Annotated in this window: 17 protein-coding genes; 4 read left to right on the top strand and 13 right to left on the bottom strand. The window is 65.1% G+C overall.

Annotated features, from left to right (window positions below; all coding sequences use genetic code 11):
* Positions 1-176: 176 nt before the first annotated feature.
* Positions 177-1139, top strand: coding sequence for a fatty acid desaturase (locus AB4Z44_RS15170; protein ID WP_404710532.1), 963 nt, complete (start codon positions 177-179; stop codon positions 1137-1139).
* Between the two features lie 22 nt (positions 1140-1161).
* Here the strand turns inward: AB4Z44_RS15170 and queA are convergent, their stop codons facing one another.
* The 11 genes from queA to AB4Z44_RS15225 form a co-directional block, all read right to left on the bottom strand.
* Positions 1162-2187, bottom strand: a complete 1026-nt coding sequence (gene queA, locus AB4Z44_RS15175) for a tRNA preQ1(34) S-adenosylmethionine ribosyltransferase-isomerase QueA (protein WP_404710533.1) — start codon at positions 2185-2187, stop codon at positions 1162-1164.
* A 42-nt stretch (positions 2188-2229) separates the two neighbouring features.
* Positions 2230-3087 carry a peptidylprolyl isomerase gene (locus tag AB4Z44_RS15180; RefSeq protein ID WP_404710534.1) on the bottom strand — a complete coding sequence of 286 codons (858 nt, stop codon included), beginning with the start codon at positions 3085-3087 and terminating at the stop codon, positions 2230-2232.
* A 24-nt stretch (positions 3088-3111) separates the two neighbouring features.
* Complete coding sequence (gene coaD, locus AB4Z44_RS15185; RefSeq protein ID WP_404710535.1) at positions 3112-3594, bottom strand: pantetheine-phosphate adenylyltransferase; 483 nt, start codon at positions 3592-3594, stop codon at positions 3112-3114.
* Positions 3591-4490 (bottom strand): polyprenyl synthetase family protein, encoded by a 900-nt coding sequence (locus AB4Z44_RS15190; RefSeq protein WP_404710536.1) that lies wholly within the window; start codon positions 4488-4490, stop codon positions 3591-3593. Before AB4Z44_RS15190 ends, coaD begins: the two co-directional genes overlap by 4 nt.
* 7 nt (positions 4491-4497) lie before the next feature.
* Entirely contained in the window at positions 4498-4743 is a 246-nt protein-coding gene (locus AB4Z44_RS15195) for an exodeoxyribonuclease VII small subunit (RefSeq protein WP_404710537.1), read from the bottom strand.
* Between the two features lie 79 nt (positions 4744-4822).
* Complete coding sequence (locus AB4Z44_RS15200) at positions 4823-5500, bottom strand: cell cycle transcriptional regulator TrcR (protein WP_404714242.1); 678 nt, start codon at positions 5498-5500, stop codon at positions 4823-4825.
* A 208-nt stretch (positions 5501-5708) separates the two neighbouring features.
* Entirely contained in the window at positions 5709-6080 is a 372-nt protein-coding gene (locus tag AB4Z44_RS15205; protein ID WP_404710538.1) for a hypothetical protein, read from the bottom strand.
* Positions 6077-6628 carry a hypothetical protein gene (locus AB4Z44_RS15210; protein WP_404710539.1) on the bottom strand — a complete coding sequence of 184 codons (552 nt, stop codon included), beginning with the start codon at positions 6626-6628 and terminating at the stop codon, positions 6077-6079. The genes AB4Z44_RS15205 and AB4Z44_RS15210 overlap by 4 nt, the downstream gene beginning before the upstream one ends.
* 45 nt (positions 6629-6673) lie before the next feature.
* Complete coding sequence (locus tag AB4Z44_RS15215; RefSeq protein WP_404710540.1) at positions 6674-7027, bottom strand: hypothetical protein; 354 nt, start codon at positions 7025-7027, stop codon at positions 6674-6676.
* A gap of 38 nt (positions 7028-7065) precedes the next feature.
* The gene (locus AB4Z44_RS15220; protein ID WP_404710541.1) at positions 7066-7608 is read right to left on the bottom strand and encodes a LuxR C-terminal-related transcriptional regulator; all 543 of its coding nucleotides are present in this window, start codon (positions 7606-7608) and stop codon (positions 7066-7068) included.
* Between the two features lie 167 nt (positions 7609-7775).
* Positions 7776-9275 carry an aldehyde dehydrogenase gene (locus tag AB4Z44_RS15225; protein ID WP_404710542.1) on the bottom strand — a complete coding sequence of 500 codons (1500 nt, stop codon included), beginning with the start codon at positions 9273-9275 and terminating at the stop codon, positions 7776-7778.
* 154 nt (positions 9276-9429) lie between these two features.
* On the opposite strand from AB4Z44_RS15225, the gene AB4Z44_RS15230 reads away from it, so the two are divergent.
* Both AB4Z44_RS15230 and AB4Z44_RS15235 read left to right on the top strand, forming a co-directional pair.
* Complete coding sequence (locus AB4Z44_RS15230; RefSeq protein WP_404710543.1) at positions 9430-10038, top strand: NAD(P)-dependent oxidoreductase; 609 nt, start codon at positions 9430-9432, stop codon at positions 10036-10038.
* 78 nt (positions 10039-10116) lie between these two features.
* Positions 10117-11217, top strand: a complete 1101-nt coding sequence (locus AB4Z44_RS15235; protein ID WP_404710544.1) for an IS5 family transposase — start codon at positions 10117-10119, stop codon at positions 11215-11217.
* A gap of 247 nt (positions 11218-11464) precedes the next feature.
* Here the strand turns inward: AB4Z44_RS15235 and AB4Z44_RS15240 are convergent, their stop codons facing one another.
* Both AB4Z44_RS15240 and AB4Z44_RS15245 read right to left on the bottom strand, forming a co-directional pair.
* Entirely contained in the window at positions 11465-12595 is a 1131-nt protein-coding gene (locus AB4Z44_RS15240; protein ID WP_404710545.1) for a cobalamin-independent methionine synthase II family protein, read from the bottom strand.
* A 15-nt stretch (positions 12596-12610) separates the two neighbouring features.
* Complete coding sequence (locus tag AB4Z44_RS15245; RefSeq protein WP_404710546.1) at positions 12611-13033, bottom strand: nuclear transport factor 2 family protein; 423 nt, start codon at positions 13031-13033, stop codon at positions 12611-12613.
* 142 nt (positions 13034-13175) lie between these two features.
* On the opposite strand from AB4Z44_RS15245, the gene AB4Z44_RS15250 reads away from it, so the two are divergent.
* A complete protein-coding gene (locus AB4Z44_RS15250; RefSeq protein ID WP_404710547.1) occupies positions 13176-13919 on the top strand; it encodes an IclR family transcriptional regulator in 744 nt (247 codons plus the stop codon).
* Positions 13920-13931 lie beyond the last annotated feature (12 nt).

Consider the following 13931-nt stretch of genomic DNA (forward strand, 5'->3'; position numbering starts at 1 on the left):
ATATCGTGCGTCCGATCCCCACCGAGCCCGCCCGGGCAAGGGTACCCAAGAAAGTTTTTCTCATTTCCGCAGAGACAGACGACCGCTGCGCCAATGCAGCGGCTCCACGTGCCGACGGGCACGGTTCGACACCCCACGCCAGTGCGATTGTCGATGCAAAGGCGCTGGCAAAGACATTGGCGCGCTTCCGCGGCGCGGATACGAAGCGCGCGCTGATCGAACTGGCAGTGACGGCGATTCCGTTCGTGACGCTGTGGGTGGCAGCCATGCTGCTCGTCCGTGCCGAAATATGGGCCGGGCTGCTGTTGGCGATTCCGGCGGGCGCATTCCTGCTCCGGCTTTTCCTGATCCAGCATGATTGCGGGCATGGTTCCTTTTTTCGCCGCCGTACCGCCAACGGCTGGGTCGGCCGGATCATCGGCATGGTCACGCTGACGCCCTATGAATTCTGGCGGCGCAGCCATGCGCATCACCATGCGGGCACCGGCAATCTCGATCGCCGCGGGCTGGGCGACATCGATACGCTTACCGTGGCCGAATATCGCGGGCTCGATCGGTGGAAGCGATGGGGCTACCGCCTGTACCGTCACCCCGCGATCCTGTTCGGCGTAGGGCCGGCCTATCAGTTTCTGCTCTGCCATCGCCTGCCCGCCGCGTCGACGCGACGAAGCTGGCGCCCCTGGGCCAGCACCATGGGTACCAACCTCGCGGTTCTGGGGCTCGTAGGCGTGCTGATGTGGCTGTGCGGCGTGCGCACCGTCCTGCTCGTCCAATTGCCGATCACGTTGGTCGCGGCATCGATCGGGATGTGGTTGTTCTACGTCCAGCATCAGTTCGAGCGTACCAGCTGGGACAGAAACGAAGACTGGAATTTCCAGCGTGCCGCGTTGCACGGCAGTTCCTATTACGATCTGCCGCACATCCTGCGCTGGTTCAGCGCGAATATCGGCGTCCACCATGTCCACCACCTCTGCAGCGCAATCCCCTTCTATCGCATGCCCGAAGTGCTGCGCGCCTGCCCGGAATTGAAGACGGTGGGGCGGCTCGGGTTGCGCGATAGCCTGGCCGTGACGGCATTGGCGCTGTGGGACGAGAAGGCTCGACGCATGGTTTCGTTTCGAGATGCGCGGGCAACGTGATCGCCGCATCGAGAACGCGTCTCTACGGCAGCAATAAACTCGCATCGCCATAAGAATAGAAGCGGTACCCCCCCGCGATCGCATGGGCATAGGCCGCCTGCATCCGATCCAGCCCCATCAGCGCGCTGACCAGCATGAACAGGGTCGAGCGTGGCAAATGGAAGTTGGTGAGCAGGCCGTCGATGCCGCGGAAGCGGTATCCCGGGGTGATGAAGATCGCGGTGTCGCCTTCGAACGGGCGAATGAGGCCGTCTTCATCGGCCGCGCTCTCGATCAGGCGCAGGCTGGTCGTGCCGACGGCGATCAGGCGGCCGCCGTTTTGCCGCACGGCATTGAGCCGATCGGCCGTGGCGGCATCGATCCGGCCCCATTCGGCATGCATGCGATGCTCGGCGGTGTCGTCGGCCTTGACCGGCAGGAAGGTGCCCGCGCCGACATGGAGAGTGAGCGTAGCGTGACCGATGCCGCGGGCGTCCAGCGCCGCAATCAGATCGGGGGTGAAGTGGAGCGCGGCGGTGGGCGCGGCGACGGCACCCTTCTCGCGCGCGAACATCGTCTGGTAATCGTCCCGATCGCGCGCATCGGCCGGGCGCTTGCCGGCGATGTAGGGCGGCAACGGCATGCGACCGGCGCGTTCGAGCAATAGTTCGACCGGCTCGTCGCCCTCGAACGAGAGCAGGATCGATCCGTCATCGTGGCGCGCGGCGGCGGTAGCGCCGACACCCTCGCCGAAATCGATCCGATCGCCGATCCGCACGCGTTTGGCATTACGGACGAAAGCGATCCAGTCGCGCGGTCCCTCGCGCTTATGGAGTGTCGCACCGATCTTCGCATCGCCGCGCCGGCCTTCCAGCTGGGCGGGGATAACGCGCGTATCGTTGAAGACGAGGCAATCGCCCGCCCGCAGCAGATCAGGCAATTCGCTCACGATATGGTCTTCGATGCGGTCGCCCGCGAGCAGAAGCAGCCGCGCGCTATCGCGCGGGCTCGCGGGGCGGAGCGCGATGCGGTCCGCCGGGAGATCGAAATCGAACAGGTCTACGCGCATGGGCCGACTTAAAGGCCCCTCCCCAGGGGAGAGGGACCCGTCTTACTTCTTTTTCTTCTTCTGCGCCTGCTTGGCGGCAGCCGCGGCATCGTTCGCTGCGCTTGCGGCACCTTGCGCCGTGGCGCTGGCCGCCTGCGCGCGATCGGCAGCCATATTGGCATCGCCCTTCTGCGCCGCCTTCGCGGCATCGGCGGCAATGATCGATGCCTGCGCCGCCAGCCCGGCCGCACGGTTGGCCGCAGCCGAAGTCGCCGCATCCGCCACCGGCGGTGTTGCCGCATCGGCCGGGGGTGCGCCGATCCAGGCGCGAACGATACGGGTCGGGTGGACCGGCGGCTCGCCCTTCTCGATCAGATCGACGTAGGCCATGCCCGCGATGACGCGCCCGACCACCGTGTAACGCTCGTCGAGCGTCAGATTGGGCGAGAGCATGATGTAGAACTGGCTGTTGGCACTGTTGACGTCGCCGGCGCGCGCCATCGCCATCGCGCCGCGCACGTGGGGCAGGTCGTTGAATTCGGACTTGAGGTTGGGCAGATCGGAGCCGCCCTCGCCCGTGCCTTTGGGATCCCCGCCCTGCGCCATGAAATCGTCGATGACGCGATGAAAGATCGTGCCGTCGTAGAAATGGCGGCCGGCGAGCGTCTTGACCCGTTCGGTCGCGAGCGGCGCCTTGTCGGGCCGCAGCAGGATCGAGACCACCCCGCCGGTCGAGAGCTGGATATTGAAGATGTTGGCGGGATCGGCTTTGGGCGCGCCCGGTTTGGCAGGCACACTCGCCTCGCCATCATGCCCGCGATAGCGCGGCTCGGCGAGACCCGACGGGCCGGTTTCCTGCGCCATGGCAGGCGCGGTGACGGCGAAGCCGATCAGACAGGCGACGAACAACTTCAGGGACAAGGGACGCTCCGTTCTATTCGGTCTTCAGCGCAGGCGCGCGTAAATGTCGGCGGCAACGGCGGGGGGCACGAAATGCTCGACCACGCCATGCCCGCGCGCCACTTCCTTGACGAGCGAGGATGCGATCGAGCGCAGGCCCGGCGCCGCCACCAGGAAGATGGTCTCGATATCGGGCGCCATGGTCGCGTTCATCGCCGCCATCTGATCTTCATAATCGAAGTCTGCCCCGCTTCGCAGCCCACGCACGATGATATGCGCGCCCACGGATGAAGCGAAGCTGACTGCCAGGCCATCGAACTGACGGACCTCGATCTCGCCCGGAAGTGCGGCAACCTCGCGGCGCACCACCGCCAGGCGCTCCTCAGGGGAGAAGAGCGGCGATTTGGACGACTGGGTCGGCAGCCCGATGACGAGCTTGTCGACCAGCGCGATCGCGCGCCGGATGATATCGAGATGGCCAAGCGTCAGCGGATCAAAGGTGCCGGTATAGACCGCCACCCGTTTCACCGATCGCGCTCCACCACATAACGCGCGATGGCACGCAGCAGATCGGCTTCGGCACCGAAGCTGGCGAGATGGCCAATCGCCTGATCGACCAATATTCGGGCCTGCTGGCGCGCACGCTCGACCCCGAGCAGCGAAACGAAGGTCTCCTTACCCGCGGCAGCGTCCTTGCCGACCGCCTTGCCGGTATTCTCCTCGGCGCCCTCGACGTCGAGCAGGTCGTCGGCGATCTGGAAGGCGAGGCCGAGATCACGGGCGTAAGCGCGGAGCGGCTTGCGGCCCTCGGGCGCAACGCGGCCGAGGATCGCACCTGCCTCAAGGCAGAAGCCGATCAGCGCGCCGGTCTTCAGCTGCTGCAACCGGGTGACCGCGGCGAGATCGAATTCGGACGCCTCGGCCTCCAGATCCATCATCTGGCCGCCCGCCATGCCAGCCGGGCCGGCTGCCTTCGCGAGCTCGCCTAGCAATTCGACGCGAATGAACGGATCGGGATGGGTCTCGGGATCGGCCAGCACCTCGAACGCCAGCGCGTGAAGCGAATCGCCGGCCAACACCGCGGTCGCCTCGTCGAACGCCTTGTGAACCGTGGGCTTGCCGCGGCGCAGATCGTCATCGTCCATGCATGGCATGTCGTCATGCACGAGGCTGTAGACGTGAATGCACTCGATCGCGATGCCCGCACGAAGCGCCGGCACCCGATCGACATGGAACAGATCGGACGCCGCGCGCACCAGCAGCGGGCGCAGCCTTTTGCCGCCGCCGATCGCAGCATGGCGCATCGCCTCGTACAGCCGCCGGCGCGGATCATCCGGGATCGCGAGCAGCAGATCGAATGCCGCGTCGATATCCGCGGAAACGCGGTCCATCGCCGATTTCAACGCCATTCCGACGACCGCCATATCCGCCTCAACCGGCATCGAAGGTTTGTACGCCGCCCGGGCGCCCATCGGAGCCGAGCGTGATCTTCTCAATTCGCGCCTGCGCCGCCTGGAGCCGCGCCTCGCACTGCTTGCGCAGGCGATCGCCCTCTCCATAAAGCTCGATCGATTCCTCGAGACTGGCCTCGCCGCTTTCGAGGCGGTGAACGATCGCCTCGAGGCGCTTCAGCGCATCCTCGAACGAGAGTTGTGCGATTTGGGGGTCGTCGCTCATAAGCGGGCACGCTTCTGAGGCTGCGGGGGGCGCCGGTCAAGCAGCACGAAATCGTATCCGATGAACGGAACGGGCCGCGTCAGTTCCGCTTGCCGAACAGAGCATCGACGTCCGACAACAGCCGCGAATCCGCAGGCGCCGCCGCCGCCGTCCCCGTCGGGGCAACATGCGTCCCGTGCTCGCGCTCGTGGCGCAGCTGCGAGATCAACGCCTCGCGATCGCCCTCGAGCCGCGTATCGACGGGCGCCTCGATACCTGCGGCCTTGGCCGCCTTGGCGACGATGGCGTCAAGCTCGCGCTGCGAGGTCAGGCCGAGCGTTACCGGATCCTTCGGGGTGATGTTGGCGATGTTCCAGTGGGTGCGATCGCGAATCGCGGCGATGGTGGTGCGGGTGGTGCCGATCAGCTGGCTGATCTGCCCATCCGAAACCTCGGGGTGGTTGCGGATGATCCAGGCGATGCCGTCGGGCTTGTCCTGCCGCTTCGAGACCGGGGTATAGCGCGGCCCCTTGGTACGGCGGACCGGCTCGGGCCCCTTCGAGATGACCAGCTTGTAGTTCGGGTCCTTCTGGCCCTTCTCGATTTCCTCGAGCGTGATCTCGTGCGCGCGCACCGGATCGCGCCCGGTCAGCTTGGTCGCGGCGGTGTCGTCGGCGATCGCCTGGATTTCCAGAATGTGCAGCCCGCAGAAATCCGCGATTTGCTGGAATGAGAGCGAGGTGTTGTCGACCAGCCAAGATGCGGTCGCGTGGGGCATGAGCGGCTGGGCCACTGAAAGTCTCCGGATAATAAAAGGGCCGCCCCTGCACGGAGCGGCCGTCACGTATGATGCGGATTTAGAACGGCCCGGGCCAAGGGGCAAGCACTGGATTCGGCCGCGGCGGCCGCATTCGAATCAGCCCAATGTTCGCGGTACGGGAGGGAGCGCCATGCGTGGCCATGCATGAGCGCCCTCCGCCACGCCGCTACGCGGCGCGGTCCCCCTCCCCGTACCGGGGAGGATTTTCCACGGAATCGATGAACTCCCTCATATGCGCCCGCGCGTAAGGCGCCAGATGCAGCAGTTTCTGCCGCCGGTCGCGTGTATCGGGCTCCTCCAGCACCAACCCCTGCTCCTTGAGCAGAGCGAGCCAGCGCAAGGCCGTCGTCGGCGGCACCATCGCGGCGACGCAACAGCTGGTGACCGACATTTGGCGCCCTTCCTCCGCCGCTACGAACAGATCGAGCAGCATGTCACGCGCCGGATCGGCGAACAGGCCGGGAAAATGTTGCTCCATCTTCCGACGCGATGCCAGCATCGCGCGTGCTGCCGCAGCATAATTGGCGGCTTCCTTCATCTCAGTCCCCCAGTTGATGGTTTACGCATTGCCTCACGCGATCGATCGAGGGGCACGACTTCGCCTAACCTGTTCTTCACTAAAGGCAGATCGACCGACCGCATCCCGGCAGACCAGGCCGGGTCGCTGCCCCGTGTCGCCAATCGGCGCCGATGACGCGCAGTGCCGATCGCCAGCACTATCAGGATCGGATAACTCCAGATCGAAAGGCCGATCGCATAGCCGAGCGGCAGGATATCCGGCCGGATCAGCTTGCAGAGGTGGATAATCACCGCGTCCGCCTGCAGCCCCGCGACGAGCAGGGGCCAGAAACGATCCGCGAACAAGGCCACCGTGAAGAAAGCGGCCAGCGCCAGCCCGTCCACGATCAGCGTGCCCACCTCGGCATCCTGATAGACGATCGCCGATCGGGACAGCGCGAAGACGGACAGGATCGTAGCGAGCAGCGCCACGGCAGCACACCAGCGTTCCGGCGCCCCTCCACGTAGCAACGCGTACGGGACGCACGTCACGAGCAGCGCGTTGTAGAGGATGGTGTGCCACGCCATAGGACAGGTCTATCCGATCATGGTCTGCTCAGGCCATCCCCGGCGTCATGCGACGATCCGGAGCGGTGGCTCTCCGGTCGCGGGCTTGCCGGCTTCCAAAGTCCACGGGCATTCGTCGCCGAACGCGACGCAGTCGAGCCCGAGATCGGCGCGATGCGCGGCAAGCTCCTGGTGGCAGATGGCGAGCTGTTCCATCGCCTGGGCCATCAGGTTGGTCGCGGCGGCGGCGCGCGCGACGGCCCCGGCCGAATAGGTCGGCGGCAATTTGAGCGCACGGCGCGCCTCGATGATCTCGCTGATCAGCTGGACGCTATCCTCGAGCGCCGCCGCCCCGCGCAGTTCCGCCTTGTTGATGCCCCGTGCTACCGTCCTGGCCTGACCGATACGATCCTGAAGCATGTCTCGTCCCTTTCGCGGCCACCACGAAAGGGCCGCTGCTAGATTGAAGTCCGGTCGTCAGTCCGCAGGCTGCGCCCATAGCGGCCCGTCTCCGTCAGGGTCGCCATCAGCATCGAGAAGAGCAGAAGCCCCAGGATCATCACGGCGAACATGAACGCGACACGCTGCCAGGGCGAAAGCCGGTTCCTGGCTCCCCTGCCACCCAGGCGATCCGCAATCTGGACGACGAGATGGCCGATGGATGGTTCGTCGATCGAGCCATTGTCCGCCGTACCCTCGCCACCTTCATCCGGCGTCTGGTGAGTTTCAGAAGCATCGAGCGGCGCGATCGGTACAACCTGACCAATCGGTGCTGTCCGATTCAGGTAGGGTGGCCAGCCCTCCTCCGCGAGTAGCAGGCGCGCCGCATCATGTCGCCCGACGACCCCGAGCTTCTTGGCGGCGGAGGCAAAACGCAGTTTCACTGCGGAATCGGAAATGCCGAGTTCGCCGGCGATAGCGGTGATCGTGCCGTGCGTGGGCACCAGACGAAGCGCCTCGCGCTCCTTTTCGGTCAATCGTTCGAGCCGGTCGCTGGTCATGCGATCGCTTACGCCCCCCGGCTCCAAATCATCCACCCCAATTCTGCGGTGGGGTGCCTTAGTGATGCAAGCCTCTTAGACGCATTATTCGGATTGGCGATGACCCACCCGCGGCATCGCGCAAGGAAGGCCCTGATCCGATCAAGCCGGATCAGGGCGAAAGACACTTATTCGGCCGCGACCGGGGCCTCGGCTACGCGCTCGATCAGCATCGTCTTGGTTTCGAGATAGGGGGCAAGCCCCTCAATCCCCCCCTCGCGGCCGACACCGGACTGCTTGAAGCCGCCAAAAGGCAGCGAGAAATCAGCCTTCATGCCGTTATGGCCGACATTGCCGGCGCGGATCCGGCGGCCGACACGATAGGCCGCCGCGGGATCGTTGGTCAGGACCGCCGAGTTGAGCCCGAAATCGGTATCGTTGGCGATCTCGATCGCATGCTCCTCGTCACGCGCGGGGATAAGCGCCAGAACGGGCCCGAAAATTTCCTCCTGCGCGATCGTCATGCCGTTATCGACGTTCGAGAAAAGCGTCGGCTCGAAATAATAACCGCTGTTGAGATGCGCCGGGCGGACGCCACCGACGACGAGGGTCGCGCCCTCTTCCTTGCCCTTCTCGACATAGGCTTCGATCCGCTCGAGCTGCCGCTTCATCGCAATTGGCCCCATCTCGCTCGTCGGGTCGGTCGGCGTGCCGACCTTGACGGTGCGCATCTCGGTCGCGATCGCCTCCGCGATCTCGTCGTGGCGGGCGGCAGGCACGATCGCGCGGCTCAGCATTGCGCAGACCTGGCCCGACAGGATGGTGATGGTGCGCGCGAGGATCTTGGCGGCGGCGTCGGTCGGGAAATCGTCGAGCACGATCGCCGGCGATTTGCCGCCCAACTCGAGCGTGACGCGGGCGATACGCTCGCCCGCCACCGAGGCGATGCGGCGACCCGCGGCGGTCGACCCGGTGAAGGAGATCTTGTCGACGCCCTTGTGGCGGACGAGATGATCGGCCGCGTCGCGATGCGACGGCACGAGATTGATGACGCCGGCCGGGATCCCGGCCGCCTCGGCGGCTTCCGCGATCAGATACGCCTCGAGCGGCGTCTCGGGCGATGGCTTCATGATCACGGTGCAGCCCGCGATCAGGGCCGGCGCAACCTTCTGCGCCATGATCGCATAGGGCATGTTCCACGGCACGATCGCGGCGACCACGCCGACCGCCTCGCGAATCACGAGCGCGTCGTGGCCGGGAATCATCGTGCTCGGGCCGCGCTTCACCCATTCGTAGGACTCGCCGATATCGGCGTAGGTCATGAAGGTGCCGGTGCCGGTCATCGACGCGACCGGCGCGAAGCTGGCGAGCGCGCCGATCTCGGCGATGAAAGCCGCCTCGATCTCGCTCGCGCGGGTCCCGAGATGTGCTGCCATCTTGCGCAGATAATCGGCGCGTTCGGCTGGCTCCATCGTCGGCCAGGGGCCGGTATCGAATGCCTTGCGTGCGGCGGCAACCGCCTTGTCCATGTCCGCTTCGCGCGCCTCGGCGACGACCGCGGCGACCTGCTCGGTATGCGGCGAGACCACTTCGATCGTGCCGCCATCGACCGGCGCGATCCATTCGCCGCCGATATAGAGCTTGTCGGGGTGCGCAATGTTGACGCCTTCGGGCAGAATGCTCGCCATCCTCAGTCTCCTTTATGATCGATTGATTGTAACAGATGTTGCAATTCGGGCAAAGCCGCGACGCCAAGATTAATCGCACGGGGTGACACATATTCTGTGCGCCCGGACGCGCGGACGGGTGATAATCAACCGGCGAAGGACAAGGAGAGAGCATATGAAGATCGCATTGATCGGGGCCAGCGGGAATGTCGGGCAGCGGGTGACGGCGGAAGCCACATCGCGCGGGCACGAGGTGATCGCGATCGCCCGCAACACCGCCTCGATCGAAGCCAAGCCGGGCGTGACGCCGGTGGCGGCCGACCTGACCGACGAAGCGCAGATCCTAGATGCGGTAAAAGGCGCCGACGTCGTCGTGCTGTCGGTGCGCTTCCAGGATCTCGATTTCGAGAAGGTGCTGGCGACGCTCAAGAAGGTGGGCAAGCGCGTGCTGATCGTCGGCGGTGCCGCGAGCCTCGAGGTCGCGCCGGGCAAGCAATTGATCGATACCGAGGGCTTCCCCGATTTCATCAAGGTCGAGGCCGAACCCGCCCGCCAGGCGCTCAAGCGCCTGCAGAGCGACAGCGAACTCGACTGGACCTTCCTGTCGCCGTCGGTCTTCTTCGGCCCGGGCGAGCGGACCGGCGCCTTCCGTCTCGGCAAGGACGAACTCCTCACCGCCGCGGATGGCAAGAGCCACATCTCCTACGAAGATTACTCGATCGCCCTGCTCGATGAGATCGAGAGCCCCAAGCATAAGGGCGAGCGGTTCACGGTCGGATATTGATCTAACAGGCTGCGGAAAAACTCTTTCCGGGATGCGTCGGTCGTGATTCAAGTGTCGCGGTGAGTTTTGGGGTGCGGCATGCGCGGCGAGGACGTTCGGACGGATAGCCTGTTTTCCTATGTGAGTTGCGAGGCGCGGGTTCCCCTGGGTCATCCGCTTCGTCCGATCCGCGCTATGGTCGACGAAGTGCTTGAGGTTCTGTCGGGCGATTTCGAGGGGATGTACGCGAAGACGGGTCGCCCCTCGATCGCGCCCGAGAAGCTGCTTCGCGCGCTTCTACTGCAGGTCTTTTATTCGATCCGTTCCGAGCGTCAGCTGATGGAGCAGTTGGACTACAACCTGCTGTTCCGCTGGTTCGTCGGCCTGTCGATGGATGCGACAGTCTGGGACGCCACGGTGTTCACCAAGAACCGCGACCGGCTCCTGGAAGGCGATGTCGCGACCCGGTTCCTGGCTGCGGTGGTGGCGCAGGCCCGAAGCCGCGACTTGCTTTCGGATGATCACTTCTCGGTGGATGGCACGCTGATCGACGCCTGGGCGTCGATGAAGAGCTTCCGTCGCAAGGATGATGGCGATGGACCGCCGGGGCCGGGACGCAATGCCGAGCGCGACTTTCGCGGCGAGAAGCGATCGAACCAGACCCATACCTCGACCACCGATCCCGAGGCGAAGCTCTACCGCAAGGCCAACGGCCAGTCGTCACGCATGGCGTTCATGGGGCATGTGTTGATGGAGAACCGCAATGGCCTGGTAGTCGGTGCCACCCTCACGCAGGCGACGGGCACCGCGGAACGCGAGGCCGCGCTGGCGCTGGTCGATGCGCTGGGAGCCAGCGGCCGTATAACCTTGGGCGCCGACAAGGCCTATGATGCGCGCGAGTTCGTTCGCGAACTGCGCGCCCGCAAAGTCTCACCGCACATCGCCCGCAACGAGCAGATCACGCCCGCCGGCGACCGACGGCGCAGGAGCGCCATCGACGGCCGCACAACCCGCCATCCCGGCTATGCCATCAGCCTGCGCGTCCGAAAGCGCATCGAAGAGGTGTTCGGCTGGACCAAGACCACCGGCGGACTGCGCAAGACCCGCCACAGGGGCACCGATCGCGTCGGATGGGCCTTCATCTTGACCACCGCCGCCTACAACCTCATCCGGATACCCAAGCTGATCGCGGCTGCCTGACCATGCTCGGACTCCGCCTCAAATCGGCGCAGTCCGAGCAAAATGGCCAAAATGGACGCCCGTAACCCCGCGCCGAGGCCCGTCCAAGCCCTCAATCCAATGGACAAAACGGCCGGTTACGCGCGTTTTTCCGCAGCCTGCTAAATAACCGTCGCCCCCGCACAGGCGAGGCCCATCGCTCCATCGACGCCAGACAGCGTTCGGAATGAGAGACATGGGCCCCTGCCTGCGCAGGGGCGACGGTGAATTAAACCCGCTTCGCCGCCAGATCCGCGCCCTGGCGCAGCGATGTGAGCTTCTTCCACGTCACCGCCGGATCGATCTTGCCGTAACCGGCGAAGGTCCCGAACCCGCAATCGGTGCTCGCGATCACCCGATCCGCGCCGACGATGCGTGCGAAGCGCTCGATCCGCTGGGCGATCAGCTCGGGGTGCTCGACATAGTTGGAGCAGGTGTCGATCAGCCCGGGCGCGAGGATCTTGTCGTCGGGCACGGCCGCGTCGCGCCAGACGATCCATTCATGCTCGTGGCGCGGATTGGCGCCTTCGAACAGCAATTGCGACGGGCGCAGCTTCAGGATGATGTCGATCACGCGTTCGAGCGGAATATCCTGATCGTGCGGCCCTTCATAATTGCCCCAGCAGATGTGGACGCGCATCCGCTCGGGCGGGATGTTGGCGGTGGCGGCGTTGAGCGCCTCGACATTCTGGGCGGCGCGTTCGAGGAACTCAGCCTCGCTCAGATGCTGGTAGCCGGTGTGGCGCGACATGGCGAGATCGGGCGCATCGAGCTGGAGATCGAAGCCGGCGGCGATGATCGCCTCATATTCCGGCCGCATCGCATCGACCACGTCGGCCAGATAGGCTTCGTGGCTCGGATAATATTGGTTGGGCTGGAAGGCGGTGATGAGACCGGGCGAGGCGGCATTCATGAACCCGCGCACGCCAGTGCCCTTGCGCTCCATCGCGAGCTTGAAGCGGCGGATATCGTCGTGTGCAGGCTCCAGATTCACCAGTTTAACCGGCCCGATGCAGGACGCACGGACGAATTCCTGCGAACCCATGATCGCCGTGAGCTTGCGGCGCAATTCGGGCAGATCGGCCAGATCCTTGGCCGGCGTGCGATCGACATGCCCGCCGAAGCCCGACAGGCGCTCGGTCACATAGGTCGAATAGCCGACCTTGCCGAGTTCGCCGTCGCTCACGATCGACACGCCGGCCTTCACCTGCGCCTCGATCGCATCCTCGATCTCGCTCTGGACGAGCGCGTCGAACTTGGCAGGATCGACCGGCTCGCCGCGATCGCGTGCGATCAGCAGCATCGCCAAGGCATCGGCGCGCGGCAGGCTGCCGACATGGGTCGTTTCGATAAAGGCCATGGGGTCTCCGAAAATTCAGTCGAGCTTGAGGTCGAGAAAGCCTTCGCGCACCGCGAAGCGCCAGCCATCGGCGGTCTTCACCACCCGATCGCGGAAGCCACCGAGCAGAGCGGGCTTGTTGGCGTCGGCGGGCAGGCCTCCCGGCGGCGCCGTGTAGAGCACGATCGTGCTGCGCACATTCGCTTCGTCTTCGGTTGCGAGATCGACGACGATATTGGTGATCAGGTGGCGCGAGATGCGCGGCGCGCGGCCTTCGTAGGAGGCCCGAATCGCATCGCGGCCGACGATCGGATCGCCCCCCGAGGGGCGAACGAAGCTGGCATCATCGGTGAACAACGCCGCCACCGCGTCATAATCGCCGTCGTCATTATACATGGCGTAGCGGGTGACGAGATCGGCGATCTGGTGCTCGGCAAAGAGGCGATCGAGCGGCGTCATCGTATATCCTTGATCGAAGTGGGCAATTGCCCACTTGAGGTGGGCGCATATTGCGCGCACGGCCCCAAGTCCAGCATAGCCGCACTGCTTGACAGAAACGTGAAGCTTCACGCATCTGAAGCGCGTGAACATGCGCGGAGATATGTCGGTCAAATCCGCGAGCCGCACGATCGACCTGATCGAGCATGTCGCGCACGCTCGTCAGCCGCTGACCGCACAGCAATTGTCCGACGCGCTCGGCATACCCGGCAGCAGCCTGTCCTATCTGCTCTCGACTTTGGTGGCCCGCGGCTGGCTGGTGATGGGCGAGCGCCGAACCTATCGCATCGGCCCCGGCCTGAGCGGGCTGCTCGCCGCCGACGAACGCCCGCCGGTCGAACGCGCGGCGCCGATCGTGCGCTGGTTGCGCACCCAGCTCAACGAGACGTGCGGCTATTTCGAGGCGCATGGCGACGAATTGCTGGCGCAGGTTTCGGACATGTCCAACCAGGCGCTCAACTATTCGATGGCGGTCGGCGCACGCGGTCCCCTGCATGCCTTCGCCGCCGGCAAGGTGCTGCTCGCCTACCGATCGAAGGAAGAGCAGGAAACCTATCTCGCCCAGCGCGAATTGCGCACCTTCACCGATTACACGCTCACCTCGCGATCGAAGCTGCGCAAGGATTTGGCGCTGATCCGCCAGCGCGGTTATGCCCTCTCCGAACACGAGCATACTTTGGGACTGATCAGCGTGGCGGTGCCGGTGGGGAACGACGGCGGGCAGCCGGTCGGCGCGATCAGCGTCGCAGTGCCGTCGGTGCGGTTCGACGAGACGTTCAAGGAGCGTGCGCTGGGGCTGCTCAAGATAGCGCAGCGGCGGTTTTTGTCGGGGGTCGACGAGGTTTAAAAAGCCCCCATC

Source organism: Sphingomonas sp. MMS24-J13 (genome assembly GCF_044905095.1).
Lineage (GTDB): Bacteria > Pseudomonadota > Alphaproteobacteria > Sphingomonadales > Sphingomonadaceae > Sphingomonas_I.

Coding starts and splice junctions, on each gene's coding strand:
- AB4Z44_RS15230 (WP_404710543.1), top strand. CDS start 9,430: ATGAAGATCGCATTGATCGGGGCCAGCGGGAATGTCGGGCAGCGGGTG.
- AB4Z44_RS15210 (WP_404710539.1), bottom strand. CDS start 6,628: ATGGCGTGGCACACCATCCTCTACAACGCGCTGCTCGTGACGTGCGTC.
- AB4Z44_RS15195 (WP_404710537.1), bottom strand. CDS start 4,743: ATGAGCGACGACCCCCAAATCGCACAACTCTCGTTCGAGGATGCGCTG.
- AB4Z44_RS15250 (WP_404710547.1), top strand. CDS start 13,176: ATGTCGGTCAAATCCGCGAGCCGCACGATCGACCTGATCGAGCATGTC.
- queA (WP_404710533.1), bottom strand. CDS start 2,187: ATGCGCGTAGACCTGTTCGATTTCGATCTCCCGGCGGACCGCATCGCG.
- AB4Z44_RS15235 (WP_404710544.1), top strand. CDS start 10,117: ATGCGCGGCGAGGACGTTCGGACGGATAGCCTGTTTTCCTATGTGAGT.
- AB4Z44_RS15225 (WP_404710542.1), bottom strand. CDS start 9,275: ATGGCGAGCATTCTGCCCGAAGGCGTCAACATTGCGCACCCCGACAAG.
- AB4Z44_RS15245 (WP_404710546.1), bottom strand. CDS start 13,033: ATGACGCCGCTCGATCGCCTCTTTGCCGAGCACCAGATCGCCGATCTC.
- AB4Z44_RS15190 (WP_404710536.1), bottom strand. CDS start 4,490: ATGGCGGTCGTCGGAATGGCGTTGAAATCGGCGATGGACCGCGTTTCC.
- AB4Z44_RS15200 (WP_404714242.1), bottom strand. CDS start 5,500: ATGCCCCACGCGACCGCATCTTGGCTGGTCGACAACACCTCGCTCTCA.
- AB4Z44_RS15240 (WP_404710545.1), bottom strand. CDS start 12,595: ATGGCCTTTATCGAAACGACCCATGTCGGCAGCCTGCCGCGCGCCGAT.
- AB4Z44_RS15220 (WP_404710541.1), bottom strand. CDS start 7,608: ATGACCAGCGACCGGCTCGAACGATTGACCGAAAAGGAGCGCGAGGCG.
- AB4Z44_RS15205 (WP_404710538.1), bottom strand. CDS start 6,080: ATGAAGGAAGCCGCCAATTATGCTGCGGCAGCACGCGCGATGCTGGCA.
- AB4Z44_RS15215 (WP_404710540.1), bottom strand. CDS start 7,027: ATGCTTCAGGATCGTATCGGTCAGGCCAGGACGGTAGCACGGGGCATC.